Raw genomic sequence first — 13,687 nt, 5'->3', positions numbered from 1 at the left:
TCCAGGGTGCGCCCCGTCGACGCGAAAGCGAAGTGGCTTCGGAGGCGAAAGGGGCTCATCGGGATCCGGGCACGCATACGTACCCATGGGGCGCCATCCGTCGAGGCCGTCGACGCGCCGAGGAGGCCCAGTGGCTGTCATGAGGGCTACCACCCGTGTCCCGATCCTCCGTTTTTGAGGCTGGCGATTCTGTGATCTGCTGGAGATGTCTTCGGGGTGCTCATCGTGGCCACCCAAGCGGCGGGCGTCCCTTGGGAGGCATGCCATGCCGCATCTCCGGCTCGCCCCGCCAGAGCCCACCCGGCCGGGGGTCCTGCTGCCGAGGCGTGATCTGGCCGTCGGCTGGACTCTCCTGGCCCTGATCGCCGCTCTGGCGTGGGTGCTCACGGCCGCGCAGTCCCGCGACATGGGGATGGAGCCAGGCACCATGGGTCTGGCGCTCCCGATCTTCCTGCTCCTGTGGGTGGTCATGATGACGGCGATGATGCTGCCTTCGCTGGCACCCGTGGCTCTCACCTGGGTACAGGCGATCAACCGCAGCACCGTGGGCGGCGTCCGTGCGCTGCGCCTCACCGAATTCGTCGGCGGCTACCTGCTGGCCTGGGCCGGCTTCGGACTGCTGGTGTACGGAGCCCTGGCGGCCACGGGGCACCTGGTCGACGCTCACCCCGAGGCAGGGCGCTGGATCGGCGCGGTCGCCTTCCTGCTCGCGGGAGTCCAGCAGTTCGGGCCGCTGAAGCGGGTCTGTCTGCGGCACTGCCGCAGCCCGATGTTCCAGCTGCTGCGATACGCGCGGTTCCGGCCGTGGGCGAAGGATCTGCGGGTGGGCGCGCACCACGGGCTCTACTGCGTCGGCTGCTGCTGGGGGCTGATGATCGTCCTGATCCCGCTCGGCGTGATGAACGTGGCGGCGATGGCGGGACTGGCGGCGGTGATCTTCCTGGAGAAGCTGTGGCGGGGCGGTCCCTGGCTCAGCTGGGCGGTCGGTGTCGCCCTCTTCGTGCTGGCCGTGCTCGCCCCGTTCCAGGACTGGCTGCTGCCGGGCCTGCAGATGTCGGATCCGTCGATGGACCAGATGGCGGCCCTGGCGCTCTGACCGGCTGCCGATCATCTCACCAGGTGGCTCTTCGGCCCCGCCACGCGCACGGCCCCGCCACGCGCACGGCCGTGGCCGCGCCGACGTCTCCGGACGCGATGACGGAACCCTGGTTGTCCAGGGACAACACCGTGCCGACGAGAAGTGCGATCGGGGTGCATCATCTCAGGGACGCGTGGGAGGCCACCGTGGCCAGCAGTCGCGGCGGCGCCGGCACGGCCGAAGACATTCCCCGCCTCCTCCCGTGCCTCCCTTGCCAGGTACGACGAGACGGCGGCCCGCACCTCTACCCGCGCCCGGTGGGCGCACCCTCGGGCTGAACGCTGGCAAACGTGTACCCGGACACTTCGCCGTACGCGGCGGCCGTAGATCCAACCGAGGGGGAGCTCGAGGCCGGCCAGCACGAGCAGGGCAAGGCACGGGTAGCTGAGCAGCAGGCGACGAGGCATCCGCCGGCCCCTGGTGGCGAGTCGCCGGTTCCGGGCGGCTCGGTCAGGCGGAAGCCGACGCCACGTGTGGTGGTGATCCAGCCCGCGTCGCCGAGTTTGCGGCGCAGGCAGGCGACGTGGGCGTCCAAAGTCCTGGTGGGGCGCCAAGAAGTGCGGGTCCCACACCGTGTCCATGTTCATCCAGAACTTCGGGGAACGAGATCCGGGGCGCGTTCGTCGCCGGTCTCCGGGGACGCCAACGACCCTAGGAATCCGCCTTGTAGAGCAAGGCCAGAGCATCGGCATCGGCATCGGCATCGGCAGACCAGCAAGCGACCAATCTTTCGCCATCCCATGAGCCGGCTGTGCCCCGTACACGAAGTGGCAGGTTCTGGTCAAAGGATGTCCAAGTGCGGGATGCCTCTTCTTCCACCCGTGATCGGGTCCCTGCGACGGCTGTATCAACGCCTGTTCTGGGAGGACCTGATGTCAGCACCCACCCGTAGAAGACGATGGCTCACGATCTGTTCCCTCACCGCCTCCGCCGCTCTCGTCGCAGTACCCGCAGGCGCCGCGCCCAGCGGGAACAGCACCCCCTTCGGGACCCGCGCCCTCGCCCAACTCGCCGCAGGACGCGAGCAGTCGGTCGGCATGCTCACCCCCAACCTGAAGGGCGAGGACGGCGACGACGGCAACGAGGCCGACGAGATCGCCGAGGGTGCGGACCAGTACGCCGAGGCCCGCACCTCACCCGGCGTCGTCGCACCGGGCGCTTACGGCGCCGCCTGGCAGAACCTGAGCAAGCTGCCCAGCACCGGCGGCAGTTGGCGCAACGTCACCGACCTGCCGTACAACTCCGACGACCCGCGCTACCGCGACATCGACTCCAACTCCAGCGGCGGCTCGGGCAACGTCACCGGCCGGATGGCGGCGATCGCCGCCGATGACGACGGGTACGTGTACGCGGGCAGCGCGGGCGGCGGCGTGTGGCGCTCCCGCACCGGCGGCGGGCACTGGCAGCCCATCAGCGACCGGCTGCCCGCGCAGTCCACCGGCGCGCTCGCCCTCGACGGGACCGGGCGGCTGTGGCTGGGCACCGGCGAGGCGACGACCAACGCCGACGCCTACCTCGGCAGCGGCGTCTACGTCCTGACCGACCCGCACCACGGCACCTTCGCCTCCCGCAGCAGGGTCGGCGGCGACGAGCTCGAGAGCACCACCGTCCACCAGCTGCGTTTCGGCGGCGGCAAGGTGTGGGCGGCGACCAGCAAGGGCGTCTGGAGCCACTCGACGAAGACGCTGAAGGGCGCCTGGAAACTGGAGTTCGCCCCCAACCCCGCCTTCCTGCCGGGCGGTTCGGAGGCCGACGACCCCGACGCCCCGTACAAGAACATCGCCAACGACATCGCGATCGACCCGAAGAACCCGAACAAGGTGGTCCTCGCGGTCGGCTGGCGCAGCGGGGACGACTACAACGGCTTCTACACCAGGGGCGCAGGCGGCACCTGGACCCGGATCACCAGCAGCCTGGGCGACCTGCCGACCGACCCGGACGACGTCGGCAACGTCACCTTCGCCCGCTCCGCCGACGGATCCCGCTACTACGCCATCGACCAGTCGCCGGAGCAGCTGAACACCAACCCGGACAGCGGACTTCAGGGCTTCTACGTCTCCAAGTCCGGCTCCCCCACCGGGCCCTGGACGAAAATCGCCGACTACCAGGGCCTGGCCGCCTCCGGTTCGGCGCTGACGTCCAGCGGCTACATGCCCGGCGTTCAGGCTTGGTACAACCAGTTCCTGACCGTCGACCCGAGCGACCCGCAGCATGTGTACGCGGGACTCGAAGAGGTCTACGAGTCCAAGGACGGCGGCGGCACCTGGTCGACCGTCGGCCCGTACTGGAACTTCGGCTTCTCCTGCTGGAGCATCGATCCGGCCAAGCAGACCGGTGACTGCAACCAGACCACCCACTCCGACCAGCACGGCGTCGCGATCGGCCGCTACCACGGCAAGAGCTTCGTGTACGCCGGCAACGACGGCGGCGTCTACAAGCGCCCGGTGACCGGCTCCCAGGACTCCTCCGGACACGCCACCGACTGGACCTCGCTGAACGACGGCACGATCGACACCCTGCAGTACTACTCGGTCGGCGTCGGCAAGGACCTGACGTACGGCGGCGTGTCCGTCACCGGCGGGCTGCAGGACAACGGCCAGTCCGTCCTGCGCAGCAACGACAAGGTGATGGGCTCCAACTTCGGCGGGGACGGCGGCGACACGCTCACCGACCCGGCCAACGGATGCAACATCGCCGAGGAGTACGTCTACCTCTCCATCCAGGTGACCCAGAACTGTGCCGTGAACGACGGCAGTTGGGTCAATGACTCCAGCAAGGCCACGTCGTTCAACGTCGCCCCGGCCGACAACGCGACGAGCGAGGCCCGCTTCATCGCGCCGCTCGCGGCCGACGCGAAGACCCCCTCGACCTGGATCGCGGGTGGCCGCCACGTCTGGGTGCAGACCAAGGGTTACGCCATCCGTAGCGGCGACGAGTGGACGAGCGTGTACGACCTCGGCTCCGGCCGCACCGCGACCGCCGTCGCGGCATCCGGCGGCAAGGTCTACGCGGCTTGGTGCGGTCCCTGCAACAACCAGGGCTTCGCCCGCGGCATCTCCGTCGGCAACGCGGACGGCACCGGCTGGCACGACATCACCCTGCCCGTGGACGGAACCGTACCCAACCGCTACCTCAGCGGCTTCGCCGTCGACCCGAAGAACGCCGAGCACGTCTACCTCACGGTCAACGGCTTCTCCCGGCAGTGGACCGAGGGGCCGGGTGCGGGCGTCGGTCACGTCTTCGAGTCCAAGGACGGCGGCACCACCTGGAAGGACATCTCGAAGAACCTCCCCGACGTGCCGACCGACTCCGCGGTCGTCACGCCGAGCGGCGGCCTCGCCGTGGGCACCGACCTCGGCGTCGTCTACCGGGCGCCGGGCCGGACGACCTGGCAGCGCGTCGGCAGCCTCCCGGCGGTCGCCGTGCTCCAGCTGAAGCTGAGCCCCGACGGCAGCACGCTGTACGCGGCCACCCACGGCCGTGGCATCTACACGATCAAGGTGCGCGACTGCGACTGACGTAGCGATGTGGAGGGGGTGATCCCTGGTTTCCGGGATCACCCCTGTGTCGTGTACGGCACCACGTCCACCTGCAGCGTGAAGGCGACCCGCGCCGTGCCCGCCACGTCCGGCGCCTTCGCCTTCGCGGTGACCTCGGCCGTACCGCCCCGGGTGCCCGCGCACCGCAGCGAGGCGCGGGCCGTACCGTCCGCGTCCACCTTCCAACCGGACACCAGGACGAAGACCGGTGCGGAACTCTGCACGGCCGTCCACCGCTTGTCGTCCACCCGGGGCTCCAGGGCGAGGGAGACCACGGCGCCGGGCCGCACGCACAGCCGCTGGACGACCGCGTCACCGGGGCTGACCGAGACCTCCGCGTGCCCGGAAGCACAGCTCGCCGCCGAAGGGGCCGGCGCGGTGGCCGATTCGGACGGGTTTCCCGACGGGCTTCGTCCAGTCGGGCTCACGGACGAGGGAGAGGACGGAACCGCGGACGTGCGCGTCGGCGCACCGCTCGACGGCCCTGCCGGAGTGCTACTTCTCCCCGACGTACCGCACGTCACCAAGGCGGCCACCCCGGCGACCGCCCACACCCCGGCCCACCACCGCATTCCGGTACCTCCCTGCCCACGTGTACGGACACGAGCATGCCAGCACGGGGAAGGCGCAGTAGACGATTCCCCAGCTGGTGATCTGGGTGGCGCACATGGCAGGCAGGGCGGCGGCGGGGCCGCGACCGGTCTCCCGTCCCGGTCGCTTTCTCGCTGGTGGGAGGTTGGTCATCGGCCGATCAGCAGCAGCTGCCGGCAACGGCCGGTTCCTTCGAGCCGGTGTCGGCTTCGGCGGGGCCGGTGCAGCAGGTGCTGCCCTGCTGCTTGGCCAGGGAGTCGGCGTCGGCCTTGACGACGTAGACCTCCCAGGGTTCCCGGCCGGGGCCGTGGACCCAGACCTTGTCCTGGAGGGCGTAGCAACAGGTGGTGTCGTTCTCCACGTCGGTGGTCAGGCCGGCCTCGGCCAGGCGGGTGGTGGCGGCGTGGACCGCCTCGGTCGTCTCGACCTCCACACCGAGGTGGTCCATGCGGGTCGCCTCACCTGCGGCGCCTTCGATGAGGACGAGCTTGAGCGGGGGTTCGGCGATGGCGAAGTTGGCGTAGCCGTCGCGGAGTTTGGCGGGCTGGGTGCCTAAGAGCCTCGTGTAGAAGGCGACGGACTCGGCGAGGTCTGGGACGCGGAGGGCGAGCTGTAGGCGGGGCGTCATGGCGAACTTCCTTGGTTGGGTGGGGTGTTCAGCAGCCGCCGGAGGCGGAGACCGGGGCGCCGATGCCGATCTGAAGGGTGGTGGGGGCGGCGCAGCAGCCGCCACCGGACTGCTCGGTGCTCTCCGCCTCGTCGAAGAGGCCCGCGCCGCCGCACACCCCCGTCTCCGGGAGGGTGAGTTCGACGCGCTCGGCGGCCTCCTGATCTCCGGCGATCGCGGCCGTGATGGAGCGGACCTGCTCGTAGCCGGTCATCGCGAGGAAGGTCGGGGCGCGGCCGTAGGACTTCATGCCGACCAGGTAGACGCCCTGTTCGGGGTGGGAGAGCTCGTTGACGCCATGCGGGTAGACGGTGCCGCAGGAGTGGACGTTGGGGTCGATGAGCGGGGCCAGGGCGGTCGGGGCCTGGAGGCGCTCGTCGAGGCCGAGGCGGAGTTCGGAGAGGAAGGTCAGGTCGGGGCGGAAGCCGGTCAGGACGATGACCTCGTCGACCGGTTCGAGGCGGCGGCCGTCCTCCGCGACGAGGACGAGCCGGTCGCCGTCGCGTTCCACAGCCTGTGCACGGAATCCGGTGACCGCGCTGGCGTGGCCGGCCTCGACGGCGGCCTTGGCGCGCAGGCCCAGCGCGCCTCGGGCGGGGAGCTGGTCGGCCTCGCCGCCGCCGTAGGTGTTCGAGCCGATGCCTCGGCGCAGGATCCACACCGCGTGGGTCCCGTCCTCCTCCTTCGCGAGGTCGGTGAGGAGGGCGAGGGCGGTGAAGGCGGAGGCGCCGGAACCGACGACGGCGGTGCGTCGGCCCGCGTAACGGGCGAGTATGGCTGGGTCGTTGAGGTCGGGGACGCGGTAGGTGATGCGGTCGGCAGTGATCTTCTCGCCGAGGGCGGGCAGGCCGTCCGCACCGGCGGGGCTGGGGGTGGACCAGGTACCGGAGGCGTCGATGACGGCGCGGGCGGTGATTCGCTCCTCGCGTCCGTCGACGGACTGGACGTGCACGGTGAACGGCTGTTCGCCGCGACCCGAGTCGACGATCCGGTCCCGGCCGGCGCGGGCGACTCCGGTCACCGTGGTGCCGTAGCGGACCTTGTCGCCGAGGGCGTCGGCGAGGGGCTGGAGGTAGCGCTCGGCCCAGTCACCGCCGGTCGGGTAGGTGGAGGCGTCGGGCCGGACCCAGCCGGTCGGGGCGAGGAGCTTCTCGGCGGCCGGATCGATGACTTCGCCCCAGGTCGAGAACAGACGGACGTGGGACCACTCGCGTACAGCGCTGCCCGCGACCGGCCCGGCCTCCAGGACCAGGGGTTCGATGCCGTGCTCGACGAGGTGGGCGGCGGCGGCCAGGCCGATGGGGCCGGTGCCGATGACCACGACGGGCGGCTGGTCGGTGGTGAGCACGCTATTGATGGACGCAGCCACTGGGTTCCCCTTGTTTCGATATCCGTCAATCTCTCGCGCTGCCAGCATGGCACCTATATCGATAAGCGTCAACATAGACATTCATCGAATTTGGGAGCGGGCATGGAACAGGTGGACGTAGCGCGGCGATCGGGGGCGTCCAGTCCAGGCTGGACGCAGCGCATGCCCTGCGGCGACAGGAGCCGGAGCCGGTGGCCCTGGAGGCGTCGGACCGGCCCGCCAGATCACGGTCGGGATCCGGACCGCTATCCGAGGTCGTCGCCTACCCACTGCGCTACGCCCACTGCCTGGACGCCGAGATCCGTACACTCGCGACCTCCGGGACCTTCGGTCGCCCCCACCGTCCGGCGCTACCGGGGCTGGAGGGCTTCGCCGGCACGGTGCTGCACGCGGCCGAGTAACGCGCGCCGGAGCCGTTTGCGGAGCAGCGCGTCGCGGTCGCCGGCGCTGGGAATACGGCCGTACAGACCGCCGCCGAACCGGCCGCGCACGCCCAGGTCACCCTCGCCACGCGACATCCGGTGCGCTTCGCGGCGCAGCGCACGCCGGGCCGGGATCTGCACTGACGAACCGGGGTCGACACCCTGCCTCTCGGCCGGTTTCTACGCACACCCCCGACTCAGCCGGTCATCGACGACGCCAAGGCCACCTGCGCCGACGGCAGTGGCCAGGAGGTCTCGCCGTCACTCCCGAGGCTGACCTACGTCGGCCTGGAATGGCGGCGCAGCCTGTCGTCGAACTCCCTGCGCGGAGCAGGCCGGGATGCGGAACGGATCGCGCGGCACCTCGCCGCCCGCCTGGCGGCCTGAGGTCGTCCGACCCTCACATCACTGCTTCGACATGTGTCAACATAGATGCATGTCGAACACGAAGGCACTGCCGCTGCTGGAACCCGCCCAAGGCGAGGCTGCGGCGCCGTGCTGCCCACCGCTGACCGAGCGCCCGTTCACCGCGGAGGAGGCCGAGACGGCCGCGCGGATGTTCAAGGCGCTCGGCGACCCGGTGCGACTGCGACTGTTCTCGGCAGTGGCCTCCCACGAGGGCGGCGAGGCGTGCGTGTGCGACATCTCCGACGTCGGGGTCTCCCAGCCGACCGTCTCCCACCACCTGAAGAAGCTCAAAGAGGCCGGGCTGCTCACCTCCGAGCGGCGGGGCACGTGGGTGTACTACCGGGTCGAGCCGTCGGTGCTGGCCGCGATGGGCAAGCTGCTGACGACCACCTCGGCCGTAGCCTGAGCGCGACTGGGCCCTCGCCCGGGAACTGTCGGCGCCAAGGCTCACCGGACCCTGAAAGCGGTGGTGGGCCGACGGAGTGGTTGCCTTCGTGAGCGGGGGGACGAAGCTTCGCAGTGAACAACGCCGTCATCGCGTTTCTCGCCGTCCCCTTCGTCCTTGCCGGGGCCGGCATCGGCGCTGTGGTCCTGACCGTGCTCGCCGCCGGAACCTGGTGACTCGGCCAGCACCGTCGCTCCTGCCTCCTGCACACCGAAAGCTGCAGGCGGCAACGGGTGCGGCTGCAAGGCATCCGGCGACCCGGTTCAGATCACCACCACGGGCCGCCATTAGCCTCACCGGCCATGACCGTTGCTCGTTCCGTTGCCCTGTTCGTCGTTGCCGCCCTGTTCGAGATCGGCGGTGCCTGGCTGGTGTGGCAGGGCATCCGCGAACACAAGGGGTGGATCTGGATCGGCGCCGGCGTGATCACCCTCGGTCTCTACGGGCTGGACGGCGGGGCTGTTCTGCTCAAGGCGGGCGCGGAGGGTGCCGGCGAAGTCCGCGGCGCGTGCCGGCCGGACGCGGAGCTTGGCGACCTGCTCGCTCGCCTCCTGCTCATAGGTCCGTACACACTCCAGCAGGGCTTCGCGTTCCGGTCTCGCCGCTCTGCGGCAGCCGGCCAGGCAGCGAGGAGTACGCGGCCGGGCAGAACAGGCGCAGCGAGTCCCAGGGGTGCTGCCCGGCGCCGCCCGGTGTGGTCCGGGCGTCGAGGATGACGAAGTCGAGGCCGACGCGGCGTAGGTAATATCCGGCGGCGCCCGGACCGGCCGCCGCCGATCACCACCATCCGCGTTCTGTGGCTCACTCGGCCGATCGTCCGGGCATGAAGATGATGGCCACCAGGGCCAGTCCGACTACGCCGCCGATGAGCTGCATGCCGATGAACCCTGCGAGCGAGCCGGGGGCGATGCCCGCGAAGGTGTCGGTGAAGGCACGGCCGATTGTCACCGCCGGGTTGGCGAAGGATGTGGAAGACGTGAACCAGTAGGCGGCGCCGATGTAGGAGGCGACGGCCACGGGTGCGAACTGCAGACGGTCGGCGCGGGCCAGGCCGAAGATCAGCAGGATCAGGCCGGCCGTCGCGACGACCTCGCCCAGGAGCAGGTGTCCGGCGGAGCGGTCGTGGGTGGACCACTTCACCAGCGGCTCGCCGAACATCGCATCCGCCAGGATCGCACCCGCGATCGCTCCCACAATCTGCGCGGGCAGGTAGACGGCGACCTCGCGCAGGGTGACCCCGGCGCCGCCGCGTCGGGCGGTCCACCACTCGGCCAGGGTGACGACGGGGTTGAAGTGGGCGCCGGAGACCGGGCCGAGCAGGAGGATCAGAATGCCGAGGCCGAAGACTGTGGCTGTGGAGTTGGCCAGCAGTTGCAGGCCGACGTCCTTGGTCAGTTCGGTGGCCTGGATGCCGGAGCCGACCACGACCGCCACCAGCAGCGCCGTGCCTATGAGTTCGGCGGCGGCCCGGGCGACCAGCGGGTTACGCGGCGGAGTGGCACCCGGCGCCGGCCGCACGGACGTGGGTTCGGCAGAGGGTGTCGCGGACTCCGCGGTCGAGGCCGCTTCGGCGGGGGTCATGGGCAGGCCCTCTTGTTCCCTGCGGCCGCGCGAGCGGACTCGGCCAGCTCGGCGAACTGACCGGCGAGCTGGGCGATGACGTCCGGGCGCAGCTTGTAGTACGTGTACCGGCCGCACGGCTCCGTCTCGACGACCCCGGCCTCTCGCAGCACCTTCAGGTGGTTGGAGAGGTTGGTCTGGCGGGCACCGGTCTCCTCCACCAAGTGAGTGGTACACAGCGTTTCTTTGGCGAGCAAGGTCACTATCCGGAGCCTGAGCGGGTCGGCCAGAACCCGGATCAGATCAGTGTCGACTGACATCATCATGGGCTGATACTGTCACATCAGTGGTGGCTGACACCACCGGGTGCTGATGTCATTCGCACCTGATGTCGCAGTGAGACAAGAGAGACCTCTGATGTCCACCAAGCCCTCCGTGCTGTTCGTCTGTGTCCACAACGCCGGCCGTTCCCAGATGGCCGCCGCGTGGCTGACCCACCTGGCCGGGGACCGTGTCGAGGTCCGCTCTGCCGGCTCCAACCCGGGCGCCGGCGTCAACCCGGCCGCCGTCGAGGCCATGGCCGAGGTCGGCATCGACATCTCCGCCGAGGTTCCGAAGATCCTCACCGTGGACGCGGTGAAGGAGTCGGACGTCTGCATCACCATGGGCTGCGGCGACACCTGCCCCGTCTTCCCCGGCAAGCGGTACCTGGACTGGCAGCTGGAGGACCCGGCGGGCCAAGGCATCGAGGCCGTCCGCCCGATCCGGGACGAGATCAAGGTACTGGTCGAGGGCCTGATCAAGGAGATCGCGCGACAGCCCCAGAGGTGAGCACGACGGACAGCCGCACTTCATCGCCATCGGCTCCGGCGCCGGATACACCGCCACCCTCCAGCTGGGGTGCGCGGGGTTCGGGATGCTCGTGCTGGTCGTGGGTGGATGACTTCGGTGAAGATCGTCGATCACCGGGACACTTCGCGGTTCGTGAGGACGAGCAGGGCCCTGACCAGGGCGGTCGCCCAGGTCGGGTCGGTGCGGACTTTGCCGAGCACGCGCCAGTTTTTGAGGTGGGCGAAGCCGTGCTCCACCGGTGCCCGGACCGCTGCCAGTGCGGTGTTCGACAGCTTCTGTCCTCGTGTCAGGGGCCGGTTCCGGGCGGCCTTGTAACCGGTGATCACTGCGGGGCCGGTGTCGGGGCCGCTGTCGTCGAGCCCGACGAAGCCCAGGTCGGCGATCGCCCCGAGACCGGCCGCCAGCAGCTTGGCGGTGAGCTGGTCGTGTCGACAGGCGGTGATCTCCGAGGTCCGTCCGGGCCGGGCCGCCGAGACCCGGAGCAGCCGGCCGCGATCGTCGGTGAGCGCGATCACGAGCAGGCCATGGCTTTTGCTCTTGCCGGAGTAGTTCTTCCGGTTCTCTTTGCCGGAGCGCCGGCGGGTGCGGATCAGCGTGCCGTCCAGCAGCACCGTCCCGCCACCCTTGCGGGCGATCTTTTTGAGGGCGCGGTCCAGGCGCGGGCGGCCAGCAGGCCGACGACTTCCCTGACCCACCGGGTCACAGTGGTGCGGTGTATCCCGTTGCCACCGGCCAGATCACCCGGCCGCTGGTCACAGCGCAGTACGGCCAGCACGAGGGCGGCGATCCGTCCCGGAGGCAGGGCCCGCCACCGTGACCTGATCTTCTTCAGGTGGCCGCGGATCAGGCCGGCGAGCCAGTTCAGGGTGGCACTCGACAGCGGCAGGCGGGCAGTGTAGACAAGGCCGTCAGGGCCCTCGACGGGATGGTTGTTTTTCTTCACACCAAACTCAACTGCCGCCGGGGGCCAGCCAGTTACGCCACGTCGGCGCCCGCCTCCCTACGCCTGGGAGCGTGCGGCGAATCTGCCCTCAGGACGCTTGTGCAGCCAGCCGCGGTCGGCGAGCTTGGTCATCTTCGCCCGCAACGGTTCCAGCTTCCCGCGCACCGTCACCTCAAGGCCCAGCTCCTCGCCGACGGCCCTGACCTGCACCGGGCCGTCGGCAGCCCGCACGATCGCCAGGATCTTGCGGTAGTCAGCGGGCAGCGCGGCCTCATCGCCCGTCCCGCCGCGGTGCGGGATCAGCAAAACCGCCCGTCCCGCCACCCGGGCCGCCGTCGGGGCGACGGCCGTGGCGGCCTCCGTCACAGCCTGGTCCTGTTCGGCCAGCCGGTGCAGGACCCGCTCGGCGATCACCAACTCCTCCCGCTCGGCCTGGACCTCCGCCAGCTGCTTGGCCAACTCCTCGGCGAGCGTGTCCAGTTCATTCCGGCGAGCCGTGATCCGCTCCAGCTCCAGCATCCCCACGCCCTCCCCGCGCTCTCCCGGCACCGGCCCGGTCAGGGATCGTAGGAGGGGCACGGCGGTCGGCGCAGCAGAACCCGACAACGGCCCTGGCGACAGGTCAGACGATCTTCACCATGGACACCCGCCGACGACCAGCGCGAGTACCCCGCACACCAGACCCGTGACCTGCGTACTTCATGTTGCACAGTCTCATTGGGAATGCGGCACTCTTCGCCCGGATGCCGACCCGCGGCGTGCGTGGTGGTACGTCTTCGATCAGCGGTCGATGGCGGCCATGTTGTCCGCGTCGTAGCGCTCACCGGAGGCCGGGGGCAGGTCGTTCAGGCGGGCGACGTGGCTGGCGGTGAGCTCGATGTGGTCGGCGGCGGCGTTCTCCTCCAGCCGGGCGATTCGCTTGGTGCCGGGGATGGGCGCGATGTCGTCACCCTGGGCGAGCAGCCAGGCCAAGGCGGCCTGCGCGGGCGTGGTGTCGATCTCGGCGGCTACGGCCCGGACCTCGTCGACGATTCGCAGGTTGCGTTCCAGGTTGCCGTCGGCAAAGCGGTGGTTGGTGCGGCGCCAGTCGTCGGTGTCAAGATCGTTCAGGGAGCGGATGTTGCCGGTCAGGAAGCCGCGGCCAAGCGGGGAGTACGGCACGAAGCCGATACCCAGTTCGCGCAGGACGGGCAGGATCCCGGCCTCCGGGTCGCGGGTCCACAGCGAGTATTCGGACTGGACCGCGGCGACCGGATGCACGGCGTGAGCGCGGCGGATCGTGGCGGGGCCGGCCTCCGACAGGCCGATGTGGCGGATCTTGCCTTCGGTCACCAGTTCGGCCAGCGCGCCAACGGTCTCTTCGATGGGCGTGCCGGGGTCCACCCGGTGCTGGTAGTAGAGGTCGATGTAGTCGGTACCCAGGCGCTTCAGTGATCCCTCCACGGCCAGGCGGATGTTGGCCGGGGTGCTGTCCGGAGCCGAGCCACCGGTGTGGGAGATCAGTCCGAACTTGGTCGCCAGCACGACCTCGTCCCGGTGCCCCTGCACGGCCCGGCCGACCAGCTCCTCGTTGATGAAGGGGCCGTACCCCTCAGCGGTGTCCATATGGGTGACCCCGAGGTCCAGAGCGCGGTGGATCGTGCGGATCGACTCGTCGTCGAACTGGCCGGCGCCGGTGTAGAACGCCGACATTCCCATGGCTCCGAGACCGATGCGCGAGACCTTGAGGCTGCCGAGCGAAATGGTTTTCATG

At 70.0% G+C, this 13,687-nt stretch carries 15 protein-coding genes and 2 pseudogenes; 5 read left to right on the top strand and 12 right to left on the bottom strand.

Features of this window, described 5'->3' with window-relative positions:
• Nucleotides 1-265: 265 nt before the first annotated feature.
• Nucleotides 266-1,096, top strand: coding sequence for a DUF2182 domain-containing protein (locus ACFPIH_RS43385; protein ID WP_381183914.1), 831 nt, complete (start codon nt 266-268; stop codon nt 1,094-1,096).
• Nucleotides 1,097-1,382: 286 nt separating this feature from the next.
• Here ACFPIH_RS43385 and ACFPIH_RS43380 read toward each other — a convergent pair whose 3' ends face one another.
• Nucleotides 1,383-1,673: a hypothetical protein gene (locus tag ACFPIH_RS43380; RefSeq protein ID WP_381183912.1), complete on the bottom strand. Its 291-nt coding sequence runs from the start codon at nt 1,671-1,673 to the stop codon at nt 1,383-1,385.
• Nucleotides 1,674-2,010: 337 nt separating this feature from the next.
• Between ACFPIH_RS43380 and ACFPIH_RS43375 the strand changes: the two genes are divergently transcribed.
• On the top strand, nt 2,011-4,656 hold the full coding sequence (locus ACFPIH_RS43375; protein ID WP_381183909.1) for a WD40/YVTN/BNR-like repeat-containing protein: 2,646 nt from the start codon (nt 2,011-2,013) through the stop codon (nt 4,654-4,656).
• Between the two features lie 38 nt (nt 4,657-4,694).
• Here ACFPIH_RS43375 and ACFPIH_RS43370 read toward each other — a convergent pair whose 3' ends face one another.
• From ACFPIH_RS43370 to ACFPIH_RS43355, 4 genes are all read right to left on the bottom strand, one after another.
• Nucleotides 4,695-5,105, bottom strand: coding sequence for an acetyl-CoA synthetase (locus ACFPIH_RS43370; protein ID WP_381183906.1), 411 nt, complete (start codon nt 5,103-5,105; stop codon nt 4,695-4,697).
• A gap of 323 nt (nt 5,106-5,428) precedes the next feature.
• The gene (locus ACFPIH_RS43365) at nt 5,429-5,896 is read right to left on the bottom strand and encodes an ArsI/CadI family heavy metal resistance metalloenzyme (protein WP_381183903.1); all 468 of its coding nucleotides are present in this window, start codon (nt 5,894-5,896) and stop codon (nt 5,429-5,431) included.
• A gap of 28 nt (nt 5,897-5,924) precedes the next feature.
• On the bottom strand, nt 5,925-7,352 hold the full coding sequence (locus ACFPIH_RS43360) for an NAD(P)-binding domain-containing protein (RefSeq protein ID WP_381183900.1): 1,428 nt from the start codon (nt 7,350-7,352) through the stop codon (nt 5,925-5,927).
• Between the two features lie 302 nt (nt 7,353-7,654).
• A complete protein-coding gene (locus ACFPIH_RS43355; protein ID WP_381183898.1) occupies nt 7,655-7,822 on the bottom strand; it encodes a hypothetical protein in 168 nt (55 codons plus the stop codon).
• A 340-nt stretch (nt 7,823-8,162) separates the two neighbouring features.
• On the opposite strand from ACFPIH_RS43355, the gene ACFPIH_RS43350 reads away from it, so the two are divergent.
• Together ACFPIH_RS43350 and ACFPIH_RS43345 are read left to right on the top strand one after the other, a co-directional pair.
• Nucleotides 8,163-8,540: an ArsR/SmtB family transcription factor gene (locus ACFPIH_RS43350; RefSeq protein ID WP_381183895.1), complete on the top strand. Its 378-nt coding sequence runs from the start codon at nt 8,163-8,165 to the stop codon at nt 8,538-8,540.
• 341 nt (nt 8,541-8,881) lie between these two features.
• Nucleotides 8,882-9,025, top strand: a pseudogene (locus ACFPIH_RS43345) (YnfA family protein); the annotation flags it as partial.
• 148 nt (nt 9,026-9,173) lie between these two features.
• On the opposite strand, the pseudogene ACFPIH_RS43340 reads toward ACFPIH_RS43345, so the two are convergent.
• The 3 genes and pseudogenes from ACFPIH_RS43340 to ACFPIH_RS43330 all read right to left on the bottom strand — a co-directional run.
• A pseudogene (locus ACFPIH_RS43340) lies at nt 9,174-9,366 on the bottom strand (NAD(P)-binding protein); the annotation flags it as partial.
• Between the two features lie 14 nt (nt 9,367-9,380).
• A complete protein-coding gene (locus ACFPIH_RS43335; RefSeq protein ID WP_381183893.1) occupies nt 9,381-10,160 on the bottom strand; it encodes an aquaporin in 780 nt (259 codons plus the stop codon).
• A complete protein-coding gene (locus ACFPIH_RS43330) occupies nt 10,157-10,465 on the bottom strand; it encodes an ArsR/SmtB family transcription factor (protein ID WP_381183890.1) in 309 nt (102 codons plus the stop codon). Before ACFPIH_RS43330 ends, ACFPIH_RS43335 begins: the two co-directional genes overlap by 4 nt.
• 91 nt (nt 10,466-10,556) lie before the next feature.
• On the opposite strand from ACFPIH_RS43330, the gene ACFPIH_RS43325 reads away from it, so the two are divergent.
• Nucleotides 10,557-10,970: an arsenate reductase ArsC gene (locus tag ACFPIH_RS43325; protein WP_381183887.1), complete on the top strand. Its 414-nt coding sequence runs from the start codon at nt 10,557-10,559 to the stop codon at nt 10,968-10,970.
• Between the two features lie 131 nt (nt 10,971-11,101).
• On the opposite strand, the gene ACFPIH_RS43320 is transcribed toward ACFPIH_RS43325, so the two are convergent.
• The 4 genes from ACFPIH_RS43320 to ACFPIH_RS43305 all read right to left on the bottom strand — a co-directional run bounded on the left by ACFPIH_RS43320 (nt 11,102) and on the right by ACFPIH_RS43305 (nt 13,686).
• Nucleotides 11,102-11,602, bottom strand: coding sequence for a transposase family protein (locus tag ACFPIH_RS43320; RefSeq protein WP_381183884.1), 501 nt, complete (start codon nt 11,600-11,602; stop codon nt 11,102-11,104).
• Nucleotides 11,581-11,934, bottom strand: a complete 354-nt coding sequence (locus ACFPIH_RS43315; protein WP_381183881.1) for a helix-turn-helix domain-containing protein — start codon at nt 11,932-11,934, stop codon at nt 11,581-11,583. Before ACFPIH_RS43315 ends, ACFPIH_RS43320 begins: the two co-directional genes overlap by 22 nt.
• Nucleotides 11,935-11,991: 57 nt before the next feature.
• Nucleotides 11,992-12,453, bottom strand: coding sequence for a hypothetical protein (locus ACFPIH_RS43310; protein ID WP_381183878.1), 462 nt, complete (start codon nt 12,451-12,453; stop codon nt 11,992-11,994).
• A gap of 261 nt (nt 12,454-12,714) precedes the next feature.
• Entirely contained in the window at nt 12,715-13,686 is a 972-nt protein-coding gene (locus tag ACFPIH_RS43305; RefSeq protein WP_381183875.1) for an aldo/keto reductase, read from the bottom strand.
• Nucleotide 13,687: the final 1 nt, after the last annotated feature.

This window comes from Streptomyces vulcanius, assembly GCF_042653945.1.
GTDB classification, from domain to species: Bacteria; Actinomycetota; Actinomycetes; order Streptomycetales; family Streptomycetaceae; genus Streptomyces; species Streptomyces mangrovi.
Note: the sequence above shows the minus strand (reverse complement) of the source record. Positions and strands in the feature narration are given on the sequence as shown.

Coding starts and splice junctions, on each gene's coding strand:
- ACFPIH_RS43385 (WP_381183914.1), top strand. CDS start 266: ATGCCGCATCTCCGGCTCGCCCCGCCAGAGCCCACCCGGCCGGGGGTC.
- ACFPIH_RS43375 (WP_381183909.1), top strand. CDS start 2,011: ATGTCAGCACCCACCCGTAGAAGACGATGGCTCACGATCTGTTCCCTC.
- ACFPIH_RS43365 (WP_381183903.1), bottom strand. CDS start 5,896: ATGACGCCCCGCCTACAGCTCGCCCTCCGCGTCCCAGACCTCGCCGAG.
- ACFPIH_RS43360 (WP_381183900.1), bottom strand. CDS start 7,352: ATGCTGGCAGCGCGAGAGATTGACGGATATCGAAACAAGGGGAACCCA.
- ACFPIH_RS43355 (WP_381183898.1), bottom strand. CDS start 7,822: ATGTCGCGTGGCGAGGGTGACCTGGGCGTGCGCGGCCGGTTCGGCGGC.
- ACFPIH_RS43350 (WP_381183895.1), top strand. CDS start 8,163: ATGTCGAACACGAAGGCACTGCCGCTGCTGGAACCCGCCCAAGGCGAG.
- ACFPIH_RS43335 (WP_381183893.1), bottom strand. CDS start 10,160: ATGACCCCCGCCGAAGCGGCCTCGACCGCGGAGTCCGCGACACCCTCT.
- ACFPIH_RS43330 (WP_381183890.1), bottom strand. CDS start 10,465: ATGATGATGTCAGTCGACACTGATCTGATCCGGGTTCTGGCCGACCCG.
- ACFPIH_RS43325 (WP_381183887.1), top strand. CDS start 10,557: ATGTCCACCAAGCCCTCCGTGCTGTTCGTCTGTGTCCACAACGCCGGC.
- ACFPIH_RS43310 (WP_381183878.1), bottom strand. CDS start 12,453: ATGCTGGAGCTGGAGCGGATCACGGCTCGCCGGAATGAACTGGACACG.
- ACFPIH_RS43305 (WP_381183875.1), bottom strand. CDS start 13,686: ATGAAAACCATTTCGCTCGGCAGCCTCAAGGTCTCGCGCATCGGTCTC.